Source organism: Mycobacterium sp. D16Q13 (assembly GCF_002013375.1).
Taxonomy (GTDB): Bacteria; Actinomycetota; Actinomycetes; order Mycobacteriales; family Mycobacteriaceae; genus Mycobacterium.
Genome location: NZ_MAEW01000022.1, coordinates 1 through 20,131, shown reverse-complemented (window position 1 = coordinate 20,131; position 20,131 = coordinate 1). Strand labels below are relative to the sequence as shown.

23 protein-coding genes are annotated in these 20,131 nt (G+C 64.8%); 13 read left to right on the top strand and 10 right to left on the bottom strand.

Translation table 11 applies throughout. The features are described from left to right. The first annotated feature begins 12 nt into the window (after positions 1-12). Positions 13-537, top strand: coding sequence for a hypothetical protein (locus tag B4400_RS21385; protein WP_502688424.1), 525 nt, complete (start codon positions 13-15; stop codon positions 535-537). A 197-nt stretch (positions 538-734) separates the two neighbouring features. After that, complete coding sequence (locus B4400_RS21380) at positions 735-1,040, top strand: hypothetical protein (RefSeq protein ID WP_078312792.1); 306 nt, start codon at positions 735-737, stop codon at positions 1,038-1,040. 23 nt (positions 1,041-1,063) lie between these two features. Here B4400_RS21380 and B4400_RS21375 read toward each other — a convergent pair whose 3' ends face one another. After that, entirely contained in the window at positions 1,064-1,717 is a 654-nt protein-coding gene (locus B4400_RS21375; RefSeq protein ID WP_078312770.1) for a response regulator, read from the bottom strand. Positions 1,718-1,845: 128 nt separating this feature from the next. Here B4400_RS21375 and B4400_RS21370 point away from each other — a divergent pair, with 128 nt between their 5' ends. From B4400_RS21370 to B4400_RS21355, 4 genes are all read left to right on the top strand, one after another. Next, on the top strand, positions 1,846-3,306 hold the full coding sequence (locus B4400_RS21370; RefSeq protein WP_078312793.1) for an ATP-binding protein: 1,461 nt from the start codon (positions 1,846-1,848) through the stop codon (positions 3,304-3,306). A gap of 378 nt (positions 3,307-3,684) precedes the next feature. Continuing rightward, positions 3,685-4,341: an MspA family porin gene (locus B4400_RS21365; protein ID WP_078312771.1), complete on the top strand. Its 657-nt coding sequence runs from the start codon at positions 3,685-3,687 to the stop codon at positions 4,339-4,341. Between the two features lie 15 nt (positions 4,342-4,356). After that, positions 4,357-4,920: a hypothetical protein gene (locus B4400_RS21360; RefSeq protein WP_078312772.1), complete on the top strand. Its 564-nt coding sequence runs from the start codon at positions 4,357-4,359 to the stop codon at positions 4,918-4,920. Between the two features lie 32 nt (positions 4,921-4,952). Continuing rightward, positions 4,953-5,522 carry a hypothetical protein gene (locus B4400_RS21355; protein WP_078312794.1) on the top strand — a complete coding sequence of 190 codons (570 nt, stop codon included), beginning with the start codon at positions 4,953-4,955 and terminating at the stop codon, positions 5,520-5,522. 91 nt (positions 5,523-5,613) lie between these two features. Here B4400_RS21355 and B4400_RS21350 read toward each other — a convergent pair whose 3' ends face one another. From B4400_RS21350 to lmeA, 6 genes are all read right to left on the bottom strand, one after another. Next, a complete protein-coding gene (locus tag B4400_RS21350) occupies positions 5,614-5,919 on the bottom strand; it encodes a DUF1416 domain-containing protein (RefSeq protein WP_070936675.1) in 306 nt (101 codons plus the stop codon). 2 nt (positions 5,920-5,921) lie between these two features. Continuing rightward, positions 5,922-6,755, bottom strand: a complete 834-nt coding sequence (locus tag B4400_RS21345) for a sulfurtransferase (protein WP_046252538.1) — start codon at positions 6,753-6,755, stop codon at positions 5,922-5,924. A gap of 30 nt (positions 6,756-6,785) precedes the next feature. Then, on the bottom strand, positions 6,786-7,259 hold the full coding sequence (locus B4400_RS21340) for a DUF4395 domain-containing protein (RefSeq protein ID WP_078312773.1): 474 nt from the start codon (positions 7,257-7,259) through the stop codon (positions 6,786-6,788). Positions 7,260-7,328: 69 nt separating this feature from the next. Further along, positions 7,329-7,415: an Ms5788A family Cys-rich leader peptide gene (locus tag B4400_RS25095; RefSeq protein ID WP_353615267.1), complete on the bottom strand. Its 87-nt coding sequence runs from the start codon at positions 7,413-7,415 to the stop codon at positions 7,329-7,331. A gap of 10 nt (positions 7,416-7,425) precedes the next feature. Next, positions 7,426-7,845 carry a thioredoxin family protein gene (locus B4400_RS21335; RefSeq protein WP_078312774.1) on the bottom strand — a complete coding sequence of 140 codons (420 nt, stop codon included), beginning with the start codon at positions 7,843-7,845 and terminating at the stop codon, positions 7,426-7,428. 44 nt (positions 7,846-7,889) lie between these two features. Continuing rightward, positions 7,890-8,693, bottom strand: coding sequence for a mannan chain length control protein LmeA (gene lmeA, locus B4400_RS21330; RefSeq protein ID WP_078312795.1), 804 nt, complete (start codon positions 8,691-8,693; stop codon positions 7,890-7,892). A 110-nt stretch (positions 8,694-8,803) separates the two neighbouring features. Here lmeA and B4400_RS21325 point away from each other — a divergent pair, with 110 nt between their 5' ends. The 7 genes from B4400_RS21325 (at position 8,804) to B4400_RS21295 (ending at position 15,632) form a co-directional block, all read left to right on the top strand. Continuing rightward, the gene (locus B4400_RS21325) at positions 8,804-9,598 is read left to right on the top strand and encodes a winged helix-turn-helix transcriptional regulator (RefSeq protein ID WP_078312796.1); all 795 of its coding nucleotides are present in this window, start codon (positions 8,804-8,806) and stop codon (positions 9,596-9,598) included. A gap of 20 nt (positions 9,599-9,618) precedes the next feature. After that, the gene (gene mshD, locus B4400_RS21320) at positions 9,619-10,524 is read left to right on the top strand and encodes a mycothiol synthase (protein WP_078312775.1); all 906 of its coding nucleotides are present in this window, start codon (positions 9,619-9,621) and stop codon (positions 10,522-10,524) included. A gap of 167 nt (positions 10,525-10,691) precedes the next feature. After that, the gene (gene pstS / locus B4400_RS21315; protein WP_078312776.1) at positions 10,692-11,831 is read left to right on the top strand and encodes a phosphate ABC transporter substrate-binding protein PstS; all 1,140 of its coding nucleotides are present in this window, start codon (positions 10,692-10,694) and stop codon (positions 11,829-11,831) included. A gap of 78 nt (positions 11,832-11,909) precedes the next feature. Then, entirely contained in the window at positions 11,910-12,974 is a 1,065-nt protein-coding gene (gene pstC / locus B4400_RS21310; RefSeq protein WP_078312777.1) for a phosphate ABC transporter permease subunit PstC, read from the top strand. After that, on the top strand, positions 12,971-13,879 hold the full coding sequence (gene pstA / locus B4400_RS21305; protein ID WP_078312778.1) for a phosphate ABC transporter permease PstA: 909 nt from the start codon (positions 12,971-12,973) through the stop codon (positions 13,877-13,879). The genes pstC and pstA overlap by 4 nt, the downstream gene beginning before the upstream one ends. 10 nt (positions 13,880-13,889) lie before the next feature. Further along, a complete protein-coding gene (gene pstB, locus B4400_RS21300; RefSeq protein WP_078303655.1) occupies positions 13,890-14,666 on the top strand; it encodes a phosphate ABC transporter ATP-binding protein PstB in 777 nt (258 codons plus the stop codon). Positions 14,667-14,705: 39 nt separating this feature from the next. Further along, positions 14,706-15,632, top strand: coding sequence for an NADP-dependent oxidoreductase (locus tag B4400_RS21295; RefSeq protein WP_078312779.1), 927 nt, complete (start codon positions 14,706-14,708; stop codon positions 15,630-15,632). 4 nt (positions 15,633-15,636) lie between these two features. On the opposite strand, the gene phoU is transcribed toward B4400_RS21295, so the two are convergent. The 3 genes from phoU to dusB all read right to left on the bottom strand — a co-directional run bounded on the left by phoU (position 15,637) and on the right by dusB (position 20,054). Further along, positions 15,637-16,314 (bottom strand): phosphate signaling complex protein PhoU, encoded by a 678-nt coding sequence (gene phoU, locus B4400_RS21290; RefSeq protein WP_078312780.1) that lies wholly within the window; start codon positions 16,312-16,314, stop codon positions 15,637-15,639. A gap of 112 nt (positions 16,315-16,426) precedes the next feature. After that, positions 16,427-18,730, bottom strand: coding sequence for an LCP family protein (locus B4400_RS21285; RefSeq protein ID WP_078312781.1), 2,304 nt, complete (start codon positions 18,728-18,730; stop codon positions 16,427-16,429). 148 nt (positions 18,731-18,878) lie between these two features. Beyond that, positions 18,879-20,054 (bottom strand): tRNA dihydrouridine synthase DusB, encoded by a 1,176-nt coding sequence (dusB, locus tag B4400_RS21280; RefSeq protein ID WP_139360407.1) that lies wholly within the window; start codon positions 20,052-20,054, stop codon positions 18,879-18,881. Between the last annotated feature and the right edge of the window lie 77 nt (positions 20,055-20,131).

The window sequence follows — 20,131 nt, the reverse complement described above, 5'->3', positions numbered from 1 at the left end:
TTGCGAAGACGATTGTTATCTGCGTTTTTAGCACCTTTCGTGGCATCTGTCGGGCTTGTCGCGACGCCTACAGCGAATGCGCAACCGCCGAAGTTTCCGGACGTTGACTCCTATCCGGCGGTCGACCTCGATGAATATCGGGTGATCGGTGCGCATCCGAGCATGTCGGGCTGGGTGTTCAGCACGCCCGGCGGCCTCAGATGCCAGAGCAACATGATCGCCGATCTCGGTGTGTCATGCACCGGACGAATCGTGGGTGCCGGCCAGCAGATGAACTCGGTGACGGTGTCCCTGACAAAGCCAGGGCTGATCGCGCAGTACGCACAGACACCCGACGATCACCCGTATCCGCTCTTGCCTACCGGGTCCAAGATCGCGCCCGGCAATGGCGTGGTCTGTGCGGTCCTCACCGAGGAGGCGCTGGCCTGCCGGGCCAAGAAGCCCGACTCCTGGGCCAAGGACACCCCGGATCCACCGGACCGGCACTACGGCGAGCACGGGTTCGTCGTGCAGCCCTCCGGCAGCTGGTCCTACTAGCGCGAGCTTCCGATCTTTTGGGGGGAGGCCCCCATGAACTTTGGGTGTCCGTCTGGATGCCAGTGGTTGGCGCACACGGGACGATTGCCGAGTGGGGCGTCGTGGATAGGAAATTAACTGTGTGGCAATCAAAGTCAGTACTCCGGGGAATCGGTGTGGGGCTTGTCGGCCTCGCGCTCGTGGTGGCGACACCGGGTATGGCGTCTGCGGCACCCGACAAGCCCACTCCGGTGCCGTCGCCGAACCACGACGGTGAATGGCTGGACGGCGGCATGGCGCCCACGGAGGCGCAGCAGCCGCGCGACAGCGCCGGTGGCTGGGTTGACCATCCCGATGGCACCGGGCCGCAGTGCATGGATAGGGGCGTGATCTGCCGTACGGGAATCTGGTACCCCGACCAGGTTCAAAGTCAGCGCGGTCAACCCGAATGGGTGCAGTTGCCCGACACCACCGGGCCCGAATGTGAGAATCCCGGCGTCGTCTGCGGGAACACGGCGTCGTAGTCGTAACGCGCGTCGAGCTCGGGTCAGGTACCCGCCAGGAAGGTGATCACCGCGAGCACCCGGCGGTGGTACTCATCGGTTTCGGTGAGATTCAACTTCGTCATCACATTGTGGACGTGCTTTTCGACCGTGCTCTCGGTGATCCACAGCCTGCGGGCGATGCCGGCATTCGACAAACCCTCGGCCATCACCCCCAGCACCTCGCGTTCCCGCTGACTCAGGGCGTCCATCGGATGGTCGTTGCGGCGCGTCACCACCAGCTCTCTGACAAGGGCCGGGTCCAGTACCGCGGCCCCTCCGGCGATCCGGTTCAGCGCATCGAGGAACTCCGCGACATCGCCGATACGGCTCTTGAGGAGGTAGCCCCGTCCGCCCCCGGTGGACACGAGCTCGATCGCGTACTCCACTTCCACATGTGCGGAAAGGACCAGCACTCCGATTTCGGGGAACTCCTTGTGTATTGCCCGGGCAGCCTCAAGTCCTTCCGTGGCGTGCGTCGGCGGCATCCGGATATCCGTGACGACGAGGTCAGGCCGTTGGCTCCTGACCAAACCCATCAGGTCGACGGCGTCGCCCGCCTGGCCGACAACCTCGAAATTCGAACGATCGAGAAGGCTGGCGATCCCTTCACGAAGGAGTACGTCGTCGTCGGCGATTACCACGCGCAGGGCGGCCACAGCGCCAGAGTAGCCGCGCAGCCTGCGTGGCTATATTCGAAGAGGCGGGACGCATCTGGGTCCCGGAGGTAAGGAAGTTTCCAGACGTGACCCCCACTATCTCAACGCTGCCGCTGGGGCCGTCGACGATGGCCGGCGAGTCGGTCGACAACGGACGCGGCGCATCGTCACCCAGATTGTGGGGATGGCTGACGTTGCCCTTCCGGCCGGGCACACCACCGTCGGCCACACTGGGAATCCTGGTCGCGGCGGCCTTTCTCGTTTCCGAAACCGTTGCGGCGCTGCTACTGCGGCAGATCGCGCCGACCGAGCGCATGGGCACCATTTATCTTCTCGGCATTTTGGTCGTATCGGCGATCTGGGGGCTTCGGCTCGCGGTGCTCACCTCCATCGCCAGCGCCATCACATTCGACTACGTACGCGATTGGCCGAACGGTCATGTGCTGTCGGTCGAGCTGCAGAACGGCGTGGTCCACGTGATTTTCCTGGTTGCCGCGCTGGTCGCCAACGGGCTGGCGAGCCTGGCCCGTGCCCGCACCAACGAGGTCGAGGCGCGCCGTCGGGAGGCGGCCGCGATCGCCGAGCAACAGGCTGGACTACGCCGGATAGCGACTCTGGTCGCGCGTGCGGTGCCGCCGTCGGACGTGTTCACGGCGTTGGTCGACGAGATGGTCCATTGCCTACACGCCGACACCGCGATTCTGGTGCGGTACGAGGCAGGCAACACCGTCGCCATCGTCGCGGCATCCGGTGAGGTGGGAATGGGCCACACCCCGGGAACCCAGCTCGTGTTGGACGACGGCGTGCCGCCCGGAGAGGCGATGGGATTCGGTGTCAGCGTGTGCAGCCCGATCCGTGTCGGTGGGAGCATGTGGGGAGCGGCCGTTCTGCGGGGGGAAAGCCTTGCGGCCGCACCCGTCAACGATTTCGCCGACCTGGCCGCCACCGCGATCGCGAACGCCCATACGCGAGAAGAGCTCACGGCCTCCCGCGCGCGGATCGTGACAGCTGCCGACGAGGCACGTCGACGTCTGGAGCGCGATCTGCACGACGGTGTACAGCAGCGCCTAGCGTCGCTGCGTCTGCGCCTCGGCATGGTGACCGCGGAGTTGCCATCCGGTTTCCCGGATCTGGCCAACCAGCTCGCGGAGCTGAGTACCGGGTTGATCGGTGTCACCGAGGACCTTCAGGAATTCTCGCGCGGTGTTCACCCGGCGATTCTGTCCAGCGGCTTGCGGCCCGCGTTGTGCACGCTGGCACGGCGCTCGGCCGTGCCGGTCGCCATCGAGGTGAACGTCGACGGCGCCATCGCCGAGTCGGTCGAGATGGCCGCGTACTACGTGTTGGCGGAGGCACTCGCCAACGCCGCCAAGCACTCCGCGGCGAGTCAGGTGCAGGTGTCGGTGCGATGTAGCGGGCCGCATCTCTGCATGGCTATCCGCGATGACGGCGTGGGTGGGGCCAATCCCCGCAAGGGTTCGGGACTCGTGGGGTTGACCGACAGAGTCGAGGCGCTGGGCGGCACATTGACCGTTTCCAGCCCCGTAGGGCGCGGCACGTCTCTGGACGTTTCCATTCCGATCCTCTGATGAGGCCGCCGTCGTCCCTCACCCACAGGTAATTCTCGGGTAATTCCGCCCGAAATTCTGTTCGCATGGGGGGAAACCACACCTGCCTCATGGCGGGCAGCCATACCAAATTCCGCGTTTAGTCCCCGTTAACCACGATTCGAGGCGGCGTTAACGGCTCTCTAGCTAGATGAGCTCCGTTCAGTTGCGAAGGGCTGTATCGGGCAGAAGTGACGGCTGGAGAAATTGTTGCGGTGCCACGCAATTCGCAGAAATTTAGCGTTATTGCCTGTTCAGGGGTGATGTTGTCGATATCGGTCGATAAATGCCCGTGAAAGGCAAGCGGCACCTTTCCGTAAGACAGAACGGCGATATTCAAGGACCATTCGAAAGGCTCACATGGCAGGAATGCTTGATCGATTCGCCCGTACCGCCTGCATTGTGGCGGTGCTCTGCGGTATGGCAGTGACAGAAGCGCCCGCGGCATTCGCGGAACCGGTAACCATGCTGCCAGAGGACCTGGATCAGGTGACACCGGACGGCTGGCACATCCATCTGAACAGCTACAACGAGGTAGTCAACTCGATACCCAACCTCGCCAACGCGTCGAACTCGCGCGAGGCCTTCGTGTCCCTGTATGCCTCGGCCAGGGCCGAGGGCGGGCAGGGGGCGATCATGGACAGCCTGTTCATCATGGGCTATCAGCTCGGATGTCAATCCGACGTGTCCAGCGGCCTTCAGTTCGGCGGCGCGGCGTCCGGCGGTGTGAGCGGAACCGGAAGCCTCGGATCGAGCAGCTCCGTCGGTGGATCAGTGGGTGGCGGTCTTACCGGATACGCGCAGACGGTCCTCGAACCCGGCGTGATCGTCGATCTCCCGATGTCGAACATGGGGCTCGATAAGTCGGGGCGCGCAACACTCGACGTCACCAATCTGCACGTCAAGGCGGACGCCTGCGGGGGCGATGTCACCATCCGGTCGTACGCGTACTTGCGGATCTCGACGACGGGGGCACATTCCTCCTACGCCATCTACGGCGAACCCACCAAGATCTGAGCAAGGAGATACGCCATGGCATCACGCATGATCGCGGGAGGACTCGCGATTCTCTGCGGCGCAGGCATCTTCCTGGCGCCGAACGCATCCGCGGACCCCGTCCCGCCGGGCCCGCCTCCTGGCTATGACGGCCTTCCGTACCACAACATGCCCGGCCGGATCGGCCATCAACCCGGTGCGTACACCTGGATCCTGGGCTTCTGGATGCGGCCCCGGCGCGTCCTGGACACGGCCGGCGTAGCAGCGATGAGCAACACCGACTCCCAATCGGCCGAGTTCGGGCTTCCCGGCTCGCAACTAGGTGTCGAACCGCAACGGCGTTCGATGGTGGGCAACGCCTTCGGAGTGCGGCCCGAGTCGCAGATGGAGGCGACCGGCGCACCCGACCCCGCCGGTGGCGTCACACCCGGCTACACGATGCCGGTGGGCAGTCCCGGTGGTGGCCTCGAAGATCCCTATGCCGGCACCCCGAGACGGCTGCCCCTCGGCGGTGAATCCCTGCAGCCGAATGCCAACGGGACCGTCGGGCCGAGCTCCGTGAACAGCGGCCCCGATACGGGTCCCACCTTGTCGAAGTGACGCGCCGCATCCACACACAGAGGATCCACAACATGAGAGCACACCTCACACGAGCGGCCGTGATCGTCGCGGTGCTACCTACGGCTCTTCTTGGGCCGCCGAGCGCAGCGGCGGACCCCTCGGTGCCGGGTGACCCGACAGGGCAGATCTACAGCCCGCCGGGCTACATCGGCTACTTCCCCGGCGCGTACGGGTTTCAGACCGTCTTCTCTCTGACCCCGCCGCCCCGGGTCCTGGATGCGGGTGGTGTCGGGGCCATGACCAACGCGGACCCGGAGTCGTCCCATATCGGCCTGCCCGACGATCGTCTCGGCGTCCAGTTGAAGCATGTCGTCGTGAAGCCACAAGAGGCTGGTCCGCGCGGGCAGGTCTTCGGTGTGCGGACCGCTTCGCCCATGCAGGAGACCGCGGTGCCCGATGCGGCCGGCGGTGTGATGCCGGGTGCGACGTCCGCGATCGGCCGGCAAAACCCTGCCACCGGGCAATCGACTGGGCTGGAGGATCCGTCCCCCGCTGGGAGTGGACCCGAGCAGCCCATGCCCGGGCTGGAGGCCAGGCAGCCAGTGCGCAGCCCCGTCGCCGCACCGGATACGGCGAACTGAACTGCCACGGCGCCTAGCGACGCGAAAAGGCACTCAGGTACGTGATTCGGGCTGAATACGTACCTGAGTGCCTTCGCAGCGAAAGAAGAGGCTAGGCCTCGATCTTGATGTCGACCTCGTGGATGCCGGCACCGGTGGGGCTCACCGTGGCCGTGCCGTTCCCGGCGGAGGACAACGCCCGCAGCGTCCAGTCGCCCGGTGCGGCGAAGAACCGGAAGTCGCCGGTCGCAGACGCCACCACCTCGGCGGTGAACTCATCGGAGGAATCCAGCAGGCGCACAAAGGCACCGCCCACCGTCTGACCGTTGCCATCGACCACGCGGCCGGTGATCACGGTTTCCTTCTCCACGTCAACGCCCGCCGGAATGGCCAGGCCCTGCTTCGGTGCACTGCACATAACTAGCTTCCCAACTCGATCGGGGCTCCCACCAGAGAGCCGTATTCGGTCCAACTGCCGTCGTAGTTCGTCACGTTCTGGTGTCCCAGGAGCTCCTGCAACACGAACCAGGTGTGCGAGGAACGCTCACCGATGCGGCAGTACGCGATGGTTTCCTTTTCACCGTCCAGCCCCGCGTCGGCGTAGAGCTTGGCGAGCTCTTCATCCGACTTGAAGGTGCCGTCTTCGTTGGCCGCCTTGCTCCACGGGACGTTGATGGCGCCGGGGACGTGTCCGGGGCGCTGGCTCTGCTCCTGCGGCAGGTGCGCGGGAGCCAGAATCTTGCCCGAGAACTCGTCGGGCGAACGCACGTCGACCAGGTTCTTGGCACCGATGGCGGCGATCACCTCGTCGCGGAAGGCACGGATCGAGTTATCCGGAGCGGCGGCCTGGTAGGACGTCGCGGGACGAGAGACGGTGTCGGTGGACAGCGCGCGGCCGTCCAGCTCCCACTTCTTGCGGCCGCCGTCGAGCAGCTTCACGTCCTGGTGTCCATACAGCTTGAAGTACCAGTAGGCGTACGCAGCGAACCAGTTGTTGTTACCGCCGTAGAGGACGACGGTGTCGTCATTACCGATGCCCTTGTCGGACAGCAGCTTCGAGAACTGCTGCTGGTCAACGAAGTCGCGCTTGACCGCATCCTGGAGATCGGTCTTCCAGTCCAGCCTGACGGCGCCCTCGATGTGGCCGACGTCGTACGCGCTGGTGTCCTCGTCCACCTCCACGAACACCGTGTTGGGGGCGGAAAGGTTGTCTTGCGCCCATTGGGCGGAGACCAGTACGTCAGAGCGTGCCATGCAGCGGTTCCTTCCGGTGGTTTTGTCGGGTTACTGAGCCGACGGTTGTGTGCGGCGAAAACGGGTAACGAGGGGGTACAGCTGGCAGCCCAGGCAGATGCCGAAGGCCGCGTTGAGGAAGGCGGCGCCAAGAGCGAAGGCCGTCGCGATCTGGCCGAGCAATGTGACGCCGGTGGCGAACCCGATGGTTCCGACCGCGGCGAAGGTGAAGCCCAGCAGCTGGGCGAACTGCAGCGGCGGGATGGGCTCGCGTTCGGTGACCGGGCTCAGCCTGGGCTGGATCAGAGTCCGGAAGATCGTTCCGTAGGGGGCGCGGTGCGGCCCCAGCAGCGCGCCGATCGCGAACACCACCGCTTGAAGTCCCAGGATCACGGCGGCCGCTACCGGCGATACGGCAGACACCGCCAGGGTGATGATGAGAACTGTGGTGGTGACCCAGGCGACGAAGCGGGGACCGCGAACGTCAACCTGACTGATTACGGGCGGTGTGTTGGCAGTGGTCATGGGTTGTTGTGCTCCTAAGGGTGGCGGATATGGCTACACCAGGTACGGCACACTCGAAGGTGGCCGCTATTAGCAGCAACAACAGCAGCAGCCCGCGACGCGGCACAGATCGACGGCGCGTCGTTTGGTGAGCATCGGCTCAAGGCGGGCTTGCACGGCGACGAGTTTACCCCGGCTGCGTCATGCCCTGCAGCGCAGTGCGCAGGTCGGCGGCCTTGGGCACTCCGGAGACTCGATAAGCCTGCCGTCCGGTGGCGTCGAAGATGAAGGTTGTCGGCAGCGACAGCACCGAGAGGGCCCGTGCGGCGTCGGGATTGGCATCGATGTCGACCTCTATATGTGCCACCTCGGGCCGGTCAGCCGAGACCTGGTCGACGACTCGGCGGACCGATGCGCACGGCCCACACCACACCGCGCTGAAGTGCACGATCGTCGGTCCGGTCGCGGAGAGTTCGATGCCGGGCGGGGCCTGGACCTCCTCGGCTCCACCGGGGCCTTCGCGGAGCTTGCCGGCCTTGCTCTTGATGGCGACTGCGATGAGGCTCGACGCCAGCAGCGCGACCGCGATCACGATGACCACGGTCACAAAGGGCGATGAGCCGCTCTCCTGAAGAGCGGACAAACCTGACGTCATGACTGTTTGAACGCGTCCAGGGAGATCGTTACTCCCTTGGCGATACCTTCGATGATCACATCTGATCCACGTGCGCCGACCGTTGTTGGTTCGATAGCGAAGGGGAGCTTCTGCCGCGGGACGACCTTGGTGAACGCGGCGAACACGCCCGCCTGCTGGTCCTCGGGCACATCGCGGTCGGCCGTCCCGGGGCCCGTCACTATCGATGTGGCGACAAATTGCAGATCTGTCTTGGCCGGTCCGCCGACCGAGACGTCAACCGACACGGTCACCTTGTGCTGAAATTCTCCCGTCTTCGGCGTTCCGGTGAACAGCAGGCCGGTTCCCGTGGAGATGCCGGATTCGGTGGTGCCTCCGGTGGCGTCGTTCTGTTCCTTCGGCGGGGGTTCGACGGCAAGATCGTTGATTCCCATGAATCGGCCGAGGTGGTTGGAGTCGATGATGATTCGGCTCTCCACCCGGTCCACCCGCAACGGAGAGTCCGGACGGATCAGCCAGGACGCCTGGGAGATGTCGATGCCGTGCAAGGTGCCTTCCAGCGTTGCCTTGCCCGTTTCGGCGTGGTCGACGCCGTGTGCCTTGATCTCCACTTCCTTGTATCGGTGCGCCAGAGCCTGGGGAATGAACGGGAAAACCAGGATCGCCACGGACGGATCGGAGCTGAGATTCGCCTCGGCACGCAGGGTCCGGGACAGCCGGTATTCGGCGTAGATCGCACATCCGAAATCGGTGCTGGTGGCCGCGATTGCCAGTGCACATACCGCCGCGATAGTGGCGATCAGGGGTTTGCGCATCTGCATATTCTGGCGTACCGCCGCGCGTCCGAGGTTCTCGGCCGGGCTTACCAGCAGGTGGCGGGGTACATTATGGAACACCTGGAGACCGAAGCACCCGGGTGTTGGAGGGCTCGTTGGACCTGTTGCTGCTGACCGCTGACCCAAATCCCGATGCGGTGCTGCCGTCTCTGTCGCTGCTCGCCCATACCGTGCGACCGGTGCCCAGCGAGGTGTCCTCGCTGCTGGAGGCGGGCTCTGCCGACATCGCGATCGTTGACGCGCGCACCGATCTGGCTTCCGCGCGCGGACTGTGCAGACTGCTGGGAGCTGCCGGATCGTCGGTTCCGGTGGTCGCCGTGGTCAACGAGGGCAGCCTGGTGGCGGTCAACGTCGATTGGGGCCTGGACGACATCCTGCTGCCCGGCACCGGCCCCGCCGAGATCGACGCACGGCTACGCCTGCTGGTCGGGCGCCGGGCGGGTGCGGTCAACGTGGAGAACGCCAGCAAGGTCGTGCTCGGCGAACTGGTCATCGACGAGGGCACCTACACCGCGCGATTGCGTGGCCGCCCGCTGGACCTCACCTACAAAGAGTTCGAGCTGCTCAAGTATTTGGCGCAGCACGCCGGCCGGGTGTTCACCAGGGCGCAGCTGCTTCAAGAGGTGTGGGGATACGACTTCTTCGGCGGCACCCGCACCGTGGATGTCCACGTGCGGCGTCTACGCGCGAAGCTGGGCGGCGAGTACGAATCGCTCATCGGCACCGTGCGCAACGTCGGTTACAAGGCGGTCCGGCCGCCGCGTGCGAAGGGCGACTCCGGCGCATCCGAGAGTGCCGGTGTCGCGGTCACCGACGTTGATGACGATGTGGACGACGAGATCGGCGACGACGACATCGTCGCCGAACCAGGGGCACGCAACGCCGGCTGAATCACGACTAGCGTGACGGTATGACCGAATGGGTCCCGCTTCTCGATGATCAGCGTCAACTACAGATACGCGAGTTGATTGTCGGGGCCACCCGCGTCGATGGTGTCGCCCCGGTGGGAGAACAGGTGCTGCGAGAGCTGCGTGGAACCGCAGCCAAGCACCTGGTCGCCGAGGACGGTGACGACGTGGCGGCGTACCTCAACTTGGTGTTGCCGGACGACAGCACTGGCGACGCGGATGCTCGTGAGAATGCCACGGCGATGGCCGAATTGGTGGTCGCGCCGGCGCTGCGTCGCCGAGGAATCGGTTCGGCGATGATCCGGGAAGCCCTCCGGGAGGGTGGCGAGGGCACCCGCGTTTGGGCACACGGCGACCTGCCCGAGGCCAAGGCGTTGGCCGCCAAGCTGGGGCTGGTCGCGTTGCGGCGACTCCACCAGATGCGTCGCCCCCTGTCAGATCTGCCCACCGTCTCGGCCGACCCCAGTGTTGTGATCCGGCATTATGCTGGGCCGCAAGATGATTCGGATCTACTTCGCGTCAACAACGCCGCGTTCTCGTGGCATCCGGAACAAGGAGGCTGGACGCAGGACGATCTGTCCGGCCGGTTCGCCGAACCCTGGTTTGATCCGAGTGGAGTGTTCCTCGCGCATGACGCGCAGACCGGCGATCTTCTCGGGTTCCACTGGACCAAAAAGCATTTGGACAAGCCAGGGGTGGGTGAGGTGTATGTCGTGGGGGTCGACCCCGCCGCGCAGGGCCGGGGATTGGGTCACCTGCTGACGTTGGTGGGGCTCCAGCATCTGGCTGACACCGGATTGAGCACCGTGTTGCTGTACGTCGAGTCTGATAACAGCGCCGCCCTGCGGACCTATGAGCGGCTGGGATTCGAGGTTTCCCTGACCGATGCCGCCTACGGTCGGGCCTGATAGGCGTTTACCTGCGATAACGACCGGACTGTCAAGTCTGTGAGTTCACTTTCCGTTCACCTGCGGTCGGGTGCCCGTCCATTGACTGCCTTTAGTTTCCGGGGTGCGCGTAGAAGATCCATCCCCATCACCTGACTTCCGATCACTCATGCGAGAAAGCGAGAGCCGTGAACCTCAAGGCCGTGAATCTTAAAAGCACTGGCACCACGATCTTCGCGGCGGCCGCCGCAGTCGCTCTGACCGCCGGCCTCGCCGCCTGCGGTAGCGACAACACCACCGGAGGTTCCTCGTCCAGTGCCTCCGGCGCTGCTTCCGGCTCGGGCGACTGTGCGGGCAAGGCCAAGCTGAGTGCCGAGGGCTCGTCGGCCCAGAAGAACGCCTTCGACATCTTCGCCAACGAGTACTCGACCGCGTGCTCCGGAAAGTCGATCAACTACAACCCCACGGGCTCGGGCAAGGGACGCGACAACTTCATCGCCGGACAGGTCGACATCGGCGGCTCCGACTCGGCGCTGTCCGAGGAAGAGGCGGGCAAGGCAAAGGAGCGCTGCGCAGGCAACGAGGCATGGAACCTGCCCGTCGTCTTCGGCCCAATTGCCTTGGCGTACAACATCCCCGGCGTTGACAAGCTGGTCCTGAACGCGGACACCGCGGCCAAGATCTTCACCGGTGCCATCACCGCCTGGAACGACCCGGCGATCGCCGCGCTCAACCCGGGCGCGACACTGCCGGACACCAAGGTCACCCCGGTGTACCGCAAGGACAAGTCCGGCACCAGCGAGAACTTCGGCAAGTACCTGACCACCGCCGCCGCGGAGAGCTGGACCAAGGGCAGCAGCGGCAGCTGGGAAGGCGGCGCCGGTGAGAGCGCCGAGAAGTCCTCGGGTGTAGCCGAGAAGGTCAAGGCTCTGCCCGGTGCCATCACCTATGTGGAGAAGGGCTACGCCGACGACCTCAAGATGCCGTATGCCCAGATCGACAGCGGTGCCGGCGCGGTCGCGCTGACCCCCGAGACCGCCGCCGCCTCAGTGGAGACCGCCAAGTTCGCGGGCGAGGGTAATGACCTCAAGCTGGACCTGGCCTCGATCTACGGCACCAAGACCGCCGGCGCTTACCCGATCGTGCTGGCCACGTACGAGATCGTCTGCTCCAAGGGTTACAAGGACCCCGAAGTCGCCGCCGCGGTGAAGTCGTTCCTGACGGTTGCGGTGAACCAGGGACAGAAGGGTCTGGCCGATGTGGGCTACGCCCCGCTGCCCACGCAGTTCAAGTCCCGTCTGGAGACGGCCATCAAGGCGCTCTCCTAGCAGCTGATTCGTCCCCACCCGGTGAGCTCAGGCGACCCGGGTGGGGACGTACCATCAACGACACAGACAGCGAGTTCAATGAGCAGCCAGACCAGCGGGATCGATCCCGTGGGGGTAGCCCGTCCGGCGGATCTTGACGGATCGGTCTTCGAGGAGAAGTCACAACCCATGAGCGACGAGGGCGACCATCAGCCACCCGCTAAGTCCACCAACACGGTCAGCCGTCCAGGCGACCGCATCTTCTCCGGACTCGCTACTGGGTCGGGTGTGTTCGTTGTCGCGCTCATCGGTCTGGTGGCCGTATTCCTGATCCTGCGCGCTGTTCCGGCGCTGAACAACGACGACGCGAACTTCTTCCTCTACAACGGTCCGTGGCGCACCGACGACACGGCACACATGCAATTCGGTGTCCTCGATCTGTTCCAGGTCACCGTCTTCGTCTCGGTCTTCGCGCTCTTGCTCGCCATGCCGGTGGCCCTTGGTATCGCGATCTATCTCACCGAGTACGCGCCGGCGCGGGTTCGTGGGCCGCTGTCCTATGTCATCGACCTGCTGGCCGCGGTGCCGTCCATCGTCTACGGCTTGTGGGGCATCTATGTGCTGGCGCCGGCGATCGCGCCGGTTGCGCTGTGGCTCAACAGAAACCTCGGCTTCATACCGCTTTTTGCTGACAGCCCCGTGAACATCGGAGGCGGCGGCAATCTGTTCACCGGCGGCATTGTGCTGGCGGTGATGATCCTGCCGATCATCGCGGCCGTCACTCGAGAGGTCTTCATTCAGACCCCAAAGGGCCAGATCGAGGCAGCGCTCGCCTTGGGCGCCACCAAATGGGAAGTGGTGCGTACCACCATCATTCCGTTCGGCACCTCCGGATATATCAGTGGTTCCATGCTGGGGCTCGGTCGCGCACTGGGCGAGACCATTGCGCTGATGTTGATCTTGTCGGGTACCTCGGTGGCATTCGGCTGGTCGCTCTTCGACAGTGGAAGCACCTTCGCGACCCATATCGCTTCCAACGCGTCGGAATTCAACAACGAATTGGAGGCCGGGGCGTACATCGCGGCCGGACTGGTGCTGTTCGTGCTGACATTCCTGGTGAACTCGGCGGCCCGTGCCGTCGTCGGCGGAAGGGGCCGGGCATGACCGCGACACTTGACAGGCCCGTGAAGGAGCCTGCCTTCCATCCGCTCTCGGCTAGGCGCAAGGCCACCAACGCCCTTGCCACGGTGCTTGTCTCGGCCGCCGTGCTGATCGCTCTGATTCCGCTGGTTTGGGTGCTGTACACCGTGTTCGATCGCGGATTCGGTGCCATCACCAGCGCGGACTGGTGGTTCAAATCGCAGAACATGATGACCAACCGGATCGAGGGCGGCGGCGCGTATCACGCCATCGTCGGCACACTGTTTCAAGGCCTGTTCTGCGCGATCATCTCGGTACCCATCGGCATCTTCGTGGCCATCTACCTCGTCGAGTACGGCGCCAACTCCCGGCTGGCCAAGCTCACCACCTTCATGGTCGACATCCTGACCGGCGTGCCGTCCATTGTGGCCGCGCTCTTCATCTACGCCCTGTGGGTGGCCACGCTCGGACTGCCGAGGTCGGGCCTCGCGGTCTCGCTTGCCTTGGTGCTGTTGATGATTCCGGTGGTGGTGCGTTCCTCGGAGGAAATGCTCAAGATCGTCCCGAACGATCTGCGCGAGGCCTCTTTCGCGCTGGGTGTGCCCAAGTGGAAGACCATCGCGCGCATCGTGCTGCCCACCGCACTCTCGGGTGTGGTTACCGGTGTGATGCTGGCCCTGGCCCGTGTCATGGGCGAAACCGCACCGCTGCTGGTACTCGTCGGTTACAGCAAGCTGATCAACTACGACATGTTCGGCGGGGAGATGGCCTCGCTGCCGGGCATGATGCTCGACCAGCGCAGCGGTTCCGTGGTGGGGCTTGCGGAGTCACGCCTCTGGGGCGCCGCTCTCACCCTCATCTTGTTGGTGGCGATTCTCAACATAATCGCCAAGCTCATTTCGCGTTTCTTCGCACCGAAAAAGGTCTAGGAAGGTAGTTATGGCCAAGCGCCTCGATCTCAAGGACGTCAACATCTTTTACGGCAAGTTCCACGCCGTTCAGGATGTCGCGCTGTCGGTTCCGCCTCGCAGCGTGACGGCCTTCATCGGCCCGTCCGGTTGCGGTAAGTCGACCGTGCTGCGCACCCTCAACCGGATGCATGAGGTGACACCCGGTGCTCGTGTCGAGGGTTCGGTGCTGCTCGACGGTGCCGACATCTACGGCGCCGGGATAGACCCGGTATCGGTGCGTAAGACCATCGGCATGGTGTTCCAGCGGCCAAACCCGTTCCCCACCATGTCGATTCGTGACAATGTGGTAGCCGGACTGCGGTTGCAGGGTGTGCGCAGCAAGAAGACCCTTGACGAGGTGGCCGAGCGTTCGCTGCAGGGTGCCAACCTGTGGAACGAGGTCAAGGATCGTCTTGACCGTCCCGGTGGCGGGCTCTCCGGCGGTCAGCAGCAGCGTCTCTGCATCGCCAGGGCCATCGCGGTGCAGCCGGACGTGCTGTTGATGGACGAGCCGTGCTCAGCCTTGGACCCCATCTCCACGCTGGCCATCGAGGACTTGATCTCCGAGCTCAAGCAGGAGTTCACCATCGTTATCGTCACGCACAACATGCAGCAAGCCGCGCGCGTCAGCGATCAGACCGCGTTCTTCAACCTGGAGGCCGCCGGTAAGCCGGGCATGCTCGTGGAGATCGACGACACCGAGCGCATCTTCTCCAACCCGAGCCAGAAGGCCACCGAGGACTACATCTCCGGCCGCTTCGGCTGATCCAGGAATACCTCGGGTCGTGCAACTGTCATAGTCGGCATGACCAAGGCAGTGCAGTTCGATCAGTACGGCGGTATCGACGTCCTGCAGGTGCGTGACGTGCCGCGCCCGGTTCCCGGGCTCGATGAGGTCCTCGTGCAGGTGCGCGCCGCGGGGATCAACCCCGGCGAGGCGAAGATCCGCACCGGAGTGTTGCACGACAGGTTCCCGGCGACCTTCCCCTCCGGGCAGGGCAGCGACCTGGCAGGCGTTGTAGTGGAAGTCGGCCACAGCGTGGCGCGTTTTGCGCCAGGGGACGAGGTGTTCGGCTATACCGATGATCGGGCCAGTCACGCGGAGTTCGTCGTCGTTCCGGCCAGCCAGCTGGTCACCAAGCCCGAGAGTCTGTCATGGGAGGTGGCGGGCAGCCTCTTCGTCGCGGGTAGCACCGCGTATGCAGCGGTCGGCTCGGTTGATTTGGCCCCGGGTGATGTGGTCGCCGTCTCCGGCGCGGCGGGGGGAGTGGGCACCATTGCCGTACAGCTCGCCAAGGCCGCTGGTGCGACCGTGATCGGTATCGCGGGGCCGGGTAACGATGAGTGGCTCACCGCGCATGGCGTCATCCCGGTCAACTACGGCGAGGGATTGGCAGACCGCATCAAGGCAGCAGCGCCCGACGGGCGGGTCGATGCCTTCCTCGACCTCTTCGGCGGAGGCTACGTGGAGCTGGCGCTCAATGAGCTTGGAGTGGAGCTGCGGCGAATCGACACCATCATCGACTTCGCGGCAATCGAGCGATACGGCGTGCAAAGTGTGGGAAACGCCGAAGGCGCCTCGGCGCAGGTGCTCGCCGAGCTGGCCGCACTGATTGTCGACAAAAAGCTGGATGTGATTGTCGCGCATACGTTCCCGCTGGATGACGTGCGCAGTGCGTACGAGCTGCTCGAACAGCAGCACACCCGCGGGAAGATCGTGCTGGTGCCTTAGCCGCTTAGAGCGACGTCAGGTGGTCGTGGCCCTGTCCCTCCGGCGGCAGGCTGCCGGTCACCTGGAAGATGACTCGTCGGGCGACCTCCACCGCGTGATCGGCGAAGCGCTCGTAGAAGCGGCCCAGCAGGGTCACGTCGACGGCGGCAGCCACTCCGTGCTTCCACTCGCGGTCCATCAGCACGGTGAACAGATGCCGGTGCAGGTCGTCCATCGCATCGTCTTCTTCATTGATACGGGCGGCCTTCTCCGGATCGCGGGTCAGCAGCACCTCCTGCGCACTGTTGCCCAAATCGACTGCGACTCGGCCCATCTCGGCGAAGTATCCGTTGACCTCTTCGGGCAGTGCGTGCTGCGGATGACGACGCCGGGCGATCTTGGCGACGTGCAGGGCCAGGGCGCCCATTCGGTCCACGTCCGCGACAATCTGGATGCTGCTGACGACCTCGCGAAGGTCGCCGGCCACCGGAGCCTGCAGGGCCAAGATGGCGAAGGCATTCTCTTCGGCGGCGGCGCTCATCGCGGTGATCTGCTCGTGGTCCGAGATGACCTGCTCGGCAAGGACGAGATCGGCCTGTAGCAATGCACGAGTGGCCCGCTCCATGGCGGCTCCGGCCAACCCACACATCTCCCCGAGCTGTGCCGATAATGAGGACAGCTGCTCCTGAAACGCGGTACGCATGGATCAAGCCTACGGACCCGTCGTCGTCGAGTCATGGCTCTGGCGTGAACGCCGAGTGAATGCCACTACAGGTTCCGTCGAAGAAACTGCGATCAGCGTCTAAATAGACGGACTATCCGCAGGTAGCGTCGCCGGCATTGACGACCGTCAGATCCATGGGGAGTTCGGCGGGAGCCATCGCGCCCGAGGAAAGCTGCAGCGGAACGCTCGATCCGGCGACGGGCGGAGCCTGCAAGTTGGCGGTGGACGCGTAGTCACTGCCGAGGACCACGCGCACGGAGTTCTGGGCTCCGTTGATCCGCTGGAGCTTGGCTCCGCCGAATGAGGCGGCGACCGTCGCGGCCTGCTGCTCGTGCCCCGGGGAGAAGAAGACCGTGGTGGTGGGCAGCGCGGACGGATAGTCGTCGGTGGTGGTGATGCCGAATCCGTACTGAGACAGCTGGCTGGCGGCCGATGCTGCCAGGCCCGTCTGGCCCGTGCTGTTGGACACGTGCACGTTGATCTCGCTGGGCTCGGTGGTGACCAGATCAATCTGCTCACTTGGCGTAGCGGCGGGAGTTGGTGTGGCCATGGATGTTTCGCCGAGTTCGGTGGCGGCTCCGTGCTCACTGGACGCCAAGGTAGTGTCCTGGGTGGTGGTGCCGGGCATGGGGACGCGGGTGCCGTCGGGCTGCAGTTCGCCAGGCAACGGATCGTCATTGATGATGGCGTCGAAGATCTTTCGGATATCTGTGGTGCGTGGCGTCTCGTTGCCCTCGGAGTCGGTGCCATCGGTTGGCACCGTCAGGAAGGTGATACGGCCGGCCTTCACGTCTTGCAGTGATTGACCAAGGTCCACAAGGTCTTTCGTCCTGATGTTGTCGACGTAGGAGTCGTCGATGAAGGTGTTCACCACATTGTTGAGCTTGCTCAACGAGAAGAAGGTGTTGTGCGAGATCATCGAACGCAGCAGAGACGACAGGAACAACTGCTGCCGCTTGATGCGTCCGTAGTCACCGTTGTATTCGGTGGTGACCTGACGGGCACGCACGTACTGCAGGGCCGTATGTCCGTCGATCGTTTGGCGCCCAGCGTTTTCCAGCACGGTGCCCAGCTCGTAGTCCTCGATCGGCGTGGGCGTGCACACCTCGACCCCGCCGAGCGCGTCGACCATCTTGGAGAACCCGGCGAAGTCCACCCCGAGGAAGCGGTTGATGTTCAGGCCCGAGATCTTCTGAATGACCTTGACCAGACACTTGGGACCGCCAAATGCGAACGCCGAGTTGAGTTTGGTTTCGGTGTAGGCCTTATCGGGTCCGTAGGACCGGGTGTCCTCGTTCCACACTTCGCAGAGCGTCGGCTGGATCGCCAGATCACGGGGGAAGGACACGACCGCGACCCGCTTACGGTTCGCTGGGATGTTGACCAACATCATGGTGTCCGAACGCGTGCCTTCGGCATCGGAGGTGTCTCCGGCGCCCATGTTGCTATTGGCACCCGCGCGGGTGTCGACGCCGATGATGAGGAAGTTCTCGTCGCCGTACTGAGCGTTGGGATCGCGGATGTCGTGGGAGTTGGGGTCCAGGGCCTCGACGCGGTTGAGTCTGTTGTTCTTGACGTTGCTCCACTGCCAGGCGCCGCCGGTGACGGTGAGGGAGCACACCGCGACGACGGCGGCGATGGAGCGCCCGAGGTAGATGGGGCGCCGCGAGCGCTTGGATTCGGGTTCCTGGACAAAGGCTTCCGGATTCCCCACGCGGATGGGGATGGCGCGGGTGTCGATGTTGTCGTCCAGATTCGACGCCCGTACGCGGCGCGCGGCGGCCTTGTCGTAGAGGGGGGCGTCATCCGGGTAGTCGACAAAGTCCGCGTGCTCGTCGACCGGCTCGGTGGAATAGCGATCGAGGTCGGGTGCGTCCTGTCGCACCTGGGGGAGGACGTCGGTATGGCTTTCGTCGGCGAACGCCGTGGGAGCGGGCTCCTCGGCGCGGTCCTCGGGTTCCGATCGCGCGTGCCGCCGGGATCGGCGCCCGCCGCCGGCGCCCTCACGGGCCAGGAGCTCGGCCACCGACAGTGAGTGCGAGCCGGTTTCGTGTGCCGACGGTGCGGGCGGCTCCTCCGGTGCCGGGCCGGGCTTGGGTCCGTTGGTAGCGGTCCTGGGAGGTTGTGCGGCCTGCCTCGGTGCGGGTCGGGGAGCTGGCGCCGCGGGCTGCGGCTCGCGCACCGTGTGTGCCGTCTCCAACCGCCGGGTCCACTCGTCGTCGGTGGGATCGGGCAGCGAATGATTCAGCGCTGGTGGTGGCGTCCACGGTGTGTTGGATGGTTCCGGTGCCACGTCGATGTCAGGATGACTGCCAACGGGTTCGACGGCGCGTTCCCATGGGGCCGCGCCGTACGCGCGCGGTTGGGCAGGAGTGGCGTTGGGGCCATCACCCATGTTCAACCTCGCTTAAAAACGTCTGGACAGTTGCAAGTACACGGCACACCGGCAGCACATAACGCCGTGCCCGGGGCGCGGTCGTCGTCACATGCTACTGAGCATTGCCGCAGATCACCATGCCCAGTGACCGAGATGTGACCCCACGTCACCCGCCAGAGTGCATGACGTCGGCCGCCGAGGGAACCGTGCAATCGTCGGGGTCGTTGAGCCAGCCCTCGGGCAGCGACACCTTGCCCGGTGACCCCTGGCGGCCCCGGGGGCCGTTTCCGCCCTCGGGGAAGGGCGCGGCGGGATCCAGCTGATTGAGCAGGGTGTCCAGCTCGGCGAGGGTGCTGACGAGTGCTAGCGCGCGCCGGAGATCTCCACCGGCGGGGAAGCCGTGCAGATACCAGGCGATGTGCTTGCGCATATCGCGCAACGCCTTGTCCTCCCCGAAATGATCGACGAGCAACACCGCGTGACGCCGCATGATGTCCGTGACCTGACCGAGATTTGGTGGCACTGGAATCGTCTGACCGTTGAAAACGGCACTCAGCTCCGCGAAGAGCCAGGGGCGGCCAAGACATCCGCGACCAATGACGACGCCGTCGCAGCCCGTTTGTTCCATCATGACGACCGCGTCGGCGGCATCGAAGATATCGCCGTTTCCGAGGACGGGAATGGTTGTCACGTGGTTCTTGAGCGCGGCTATCTGGTTCCAGTCGGCGGCGCCCGAGTAGCGCTGCGAGGCAGTGCGGGCGTGTAGCGCGACCGCGGCGGCCCCCTCGGCCTCGGCGATGGCGCCGGCGTCCAGGTGCGTGTGGTGGTCGTCGTCGATGCCGACGCGGAACTTGACCGTTACCGGTATGTCGGTGCCTTCGGTGGCGCGCACGGCGGCGGAGACGATCTGACCGAACAGCCGCCGCTTGTAGGGAAGCGCTGCGCCCCCGCCATTTCGGGTGACCTTGGGGACCGGACAACCGAAGTTCATGTCGATGTGGTCGGCGAGATTCTCGTCCACCACCATCTTGGCGGCGCGGTAGGTCGTTTCCGGATCGACCGAATAGAGCTGTAGCGACCGTGGCGATTCTTCGGGGGAGAAGGTGGTCATGTGCAGCGTGACGGGGTGCCGTTCGGCGAGGGCCCGCGCGGTCACCATCTCGCAGACATACAGTCCGCTCACGGTGCCCGTAGTGGCCAGCTCCAGCTCCCGGCATAGCGTCCGGAACGCCACGTTGGTGACACCTGCCATCGGAGCGAGCACGACGGGGCTCGGCAATACCAAAGACCCGATCCGCAGTTCGCGGGATCGGGCCTTCGGAAGGTCGACGGATGCGGTCACGATGTCAGTCGATTAGACACTGACCGCTTCCCTGGCGGCCTTGGCGGCGTTGCGCTCGGCGCGCTTGGCCTGGCGAT

Coding starts and splice junctions, on each gene's coding strand:
- B4400_RS21380 (WP_078312792.1), top strand. CDS start 735: ATGGCGTCTGCGGCACCCGACAAGCCCACTCCGGTGCCGTCGCCGAAC.
- B4400_RS21370 (WP_078312793.1), top strand. CDS start 1,846: ATGGCCGGCGAGTCGGTCGACAACGGACGCGGCGCATCGTCACCCAGA.
- B4400_RS21365 (WP_078312771.1), top strand. CDS start 3,685: ATGGCAGGAATGCTTGATCGATTCGCCCGTACCGCCTGCATTGTGGCG.
- B4400_RS21360 (WP_078312772.1), top strand. CDS start 4,357: ATGGCATCACGCATGATCGCGGGAGGACTCGCGATTCTCTGCGGCGCA.
- B4400_RS21355 (WP_078312794.1), top strand. CDS start 4,953: ATGAGAGCACACCTCACACGAGCGGCCGTGATCGTCGCGGTGCTACCT.
- B4400_RS21350 (WP_070936675.1), bottom strand. CDS start 5,919: ATGTGCAGTGCACCGAAGCAGGGCCTGGCCATTCCGGCGGGCGTTGAC.
- B4400_RS21345 (WP_046252538.1), bottom strand. CDS start 6,755: ATGGCACGCTCTGACGTACTGGTCTCCGCCCAATGGGCGCAAGACAAC.
- B4400_RS21340 (WP_078312773.1), bottom strand. CDS start 7,259: ATGACCACTGCCAACACACCGCCCGTAATCAGTCAGGTTGACGTTCGC.
- lmeA (WP_078312795.1), bottom strand. CDS start 8,693: ATGCAGATGCGCAAACCCCTGATCGCCACTATCGCGGCGGTATGTGCA.
- mshD (WP_078312775.1), top strand. CDS start 9,619: ATGACCGAATGGGTCCCGCTTCTCGATGATCAGCGTCAACTACAGATA.
- pstC (WP_078312777.1), top strand. CDS start 11,910: ATGAGCAGCCAGACCAGCGGGATCGATCCCGTGGGGGTAGCCCGTCCG.
- pstA (WP_078312778.1), top strand. CDS start 12,971: ATGACCGCGACACTTGACAGGCCCGTGAAGGAGCCTGCCTTCCATCCG.
- pstB (WP_078303655.1), top strand. CDS start 13,890: ATGGCCAAGCGCCTCGATCTCAAGGACGTCAACATCTTTTACGGCAAG.
- B4400_RS21295 (WP_078312779.1), top strand. CDS start 14,706: ATGACCAAGGCAGTGCAGTTCGATCAGTACGGCGGTATCGACGTCCTG.
- phoU (WP_078312780.1), bottom strand. CDS start 16,314: ATGCGTACCGCGTTTCAGGAGCAGCTGTCCTCATTATCGGCACAGCTC.
- B4400_RS21285 (WP_078312781.1), bottom strand. CDS start 18,730: ATGGGTGATGGCCCCAACGCCACTCCTGCCCAACCGCGCGCGTACGGC.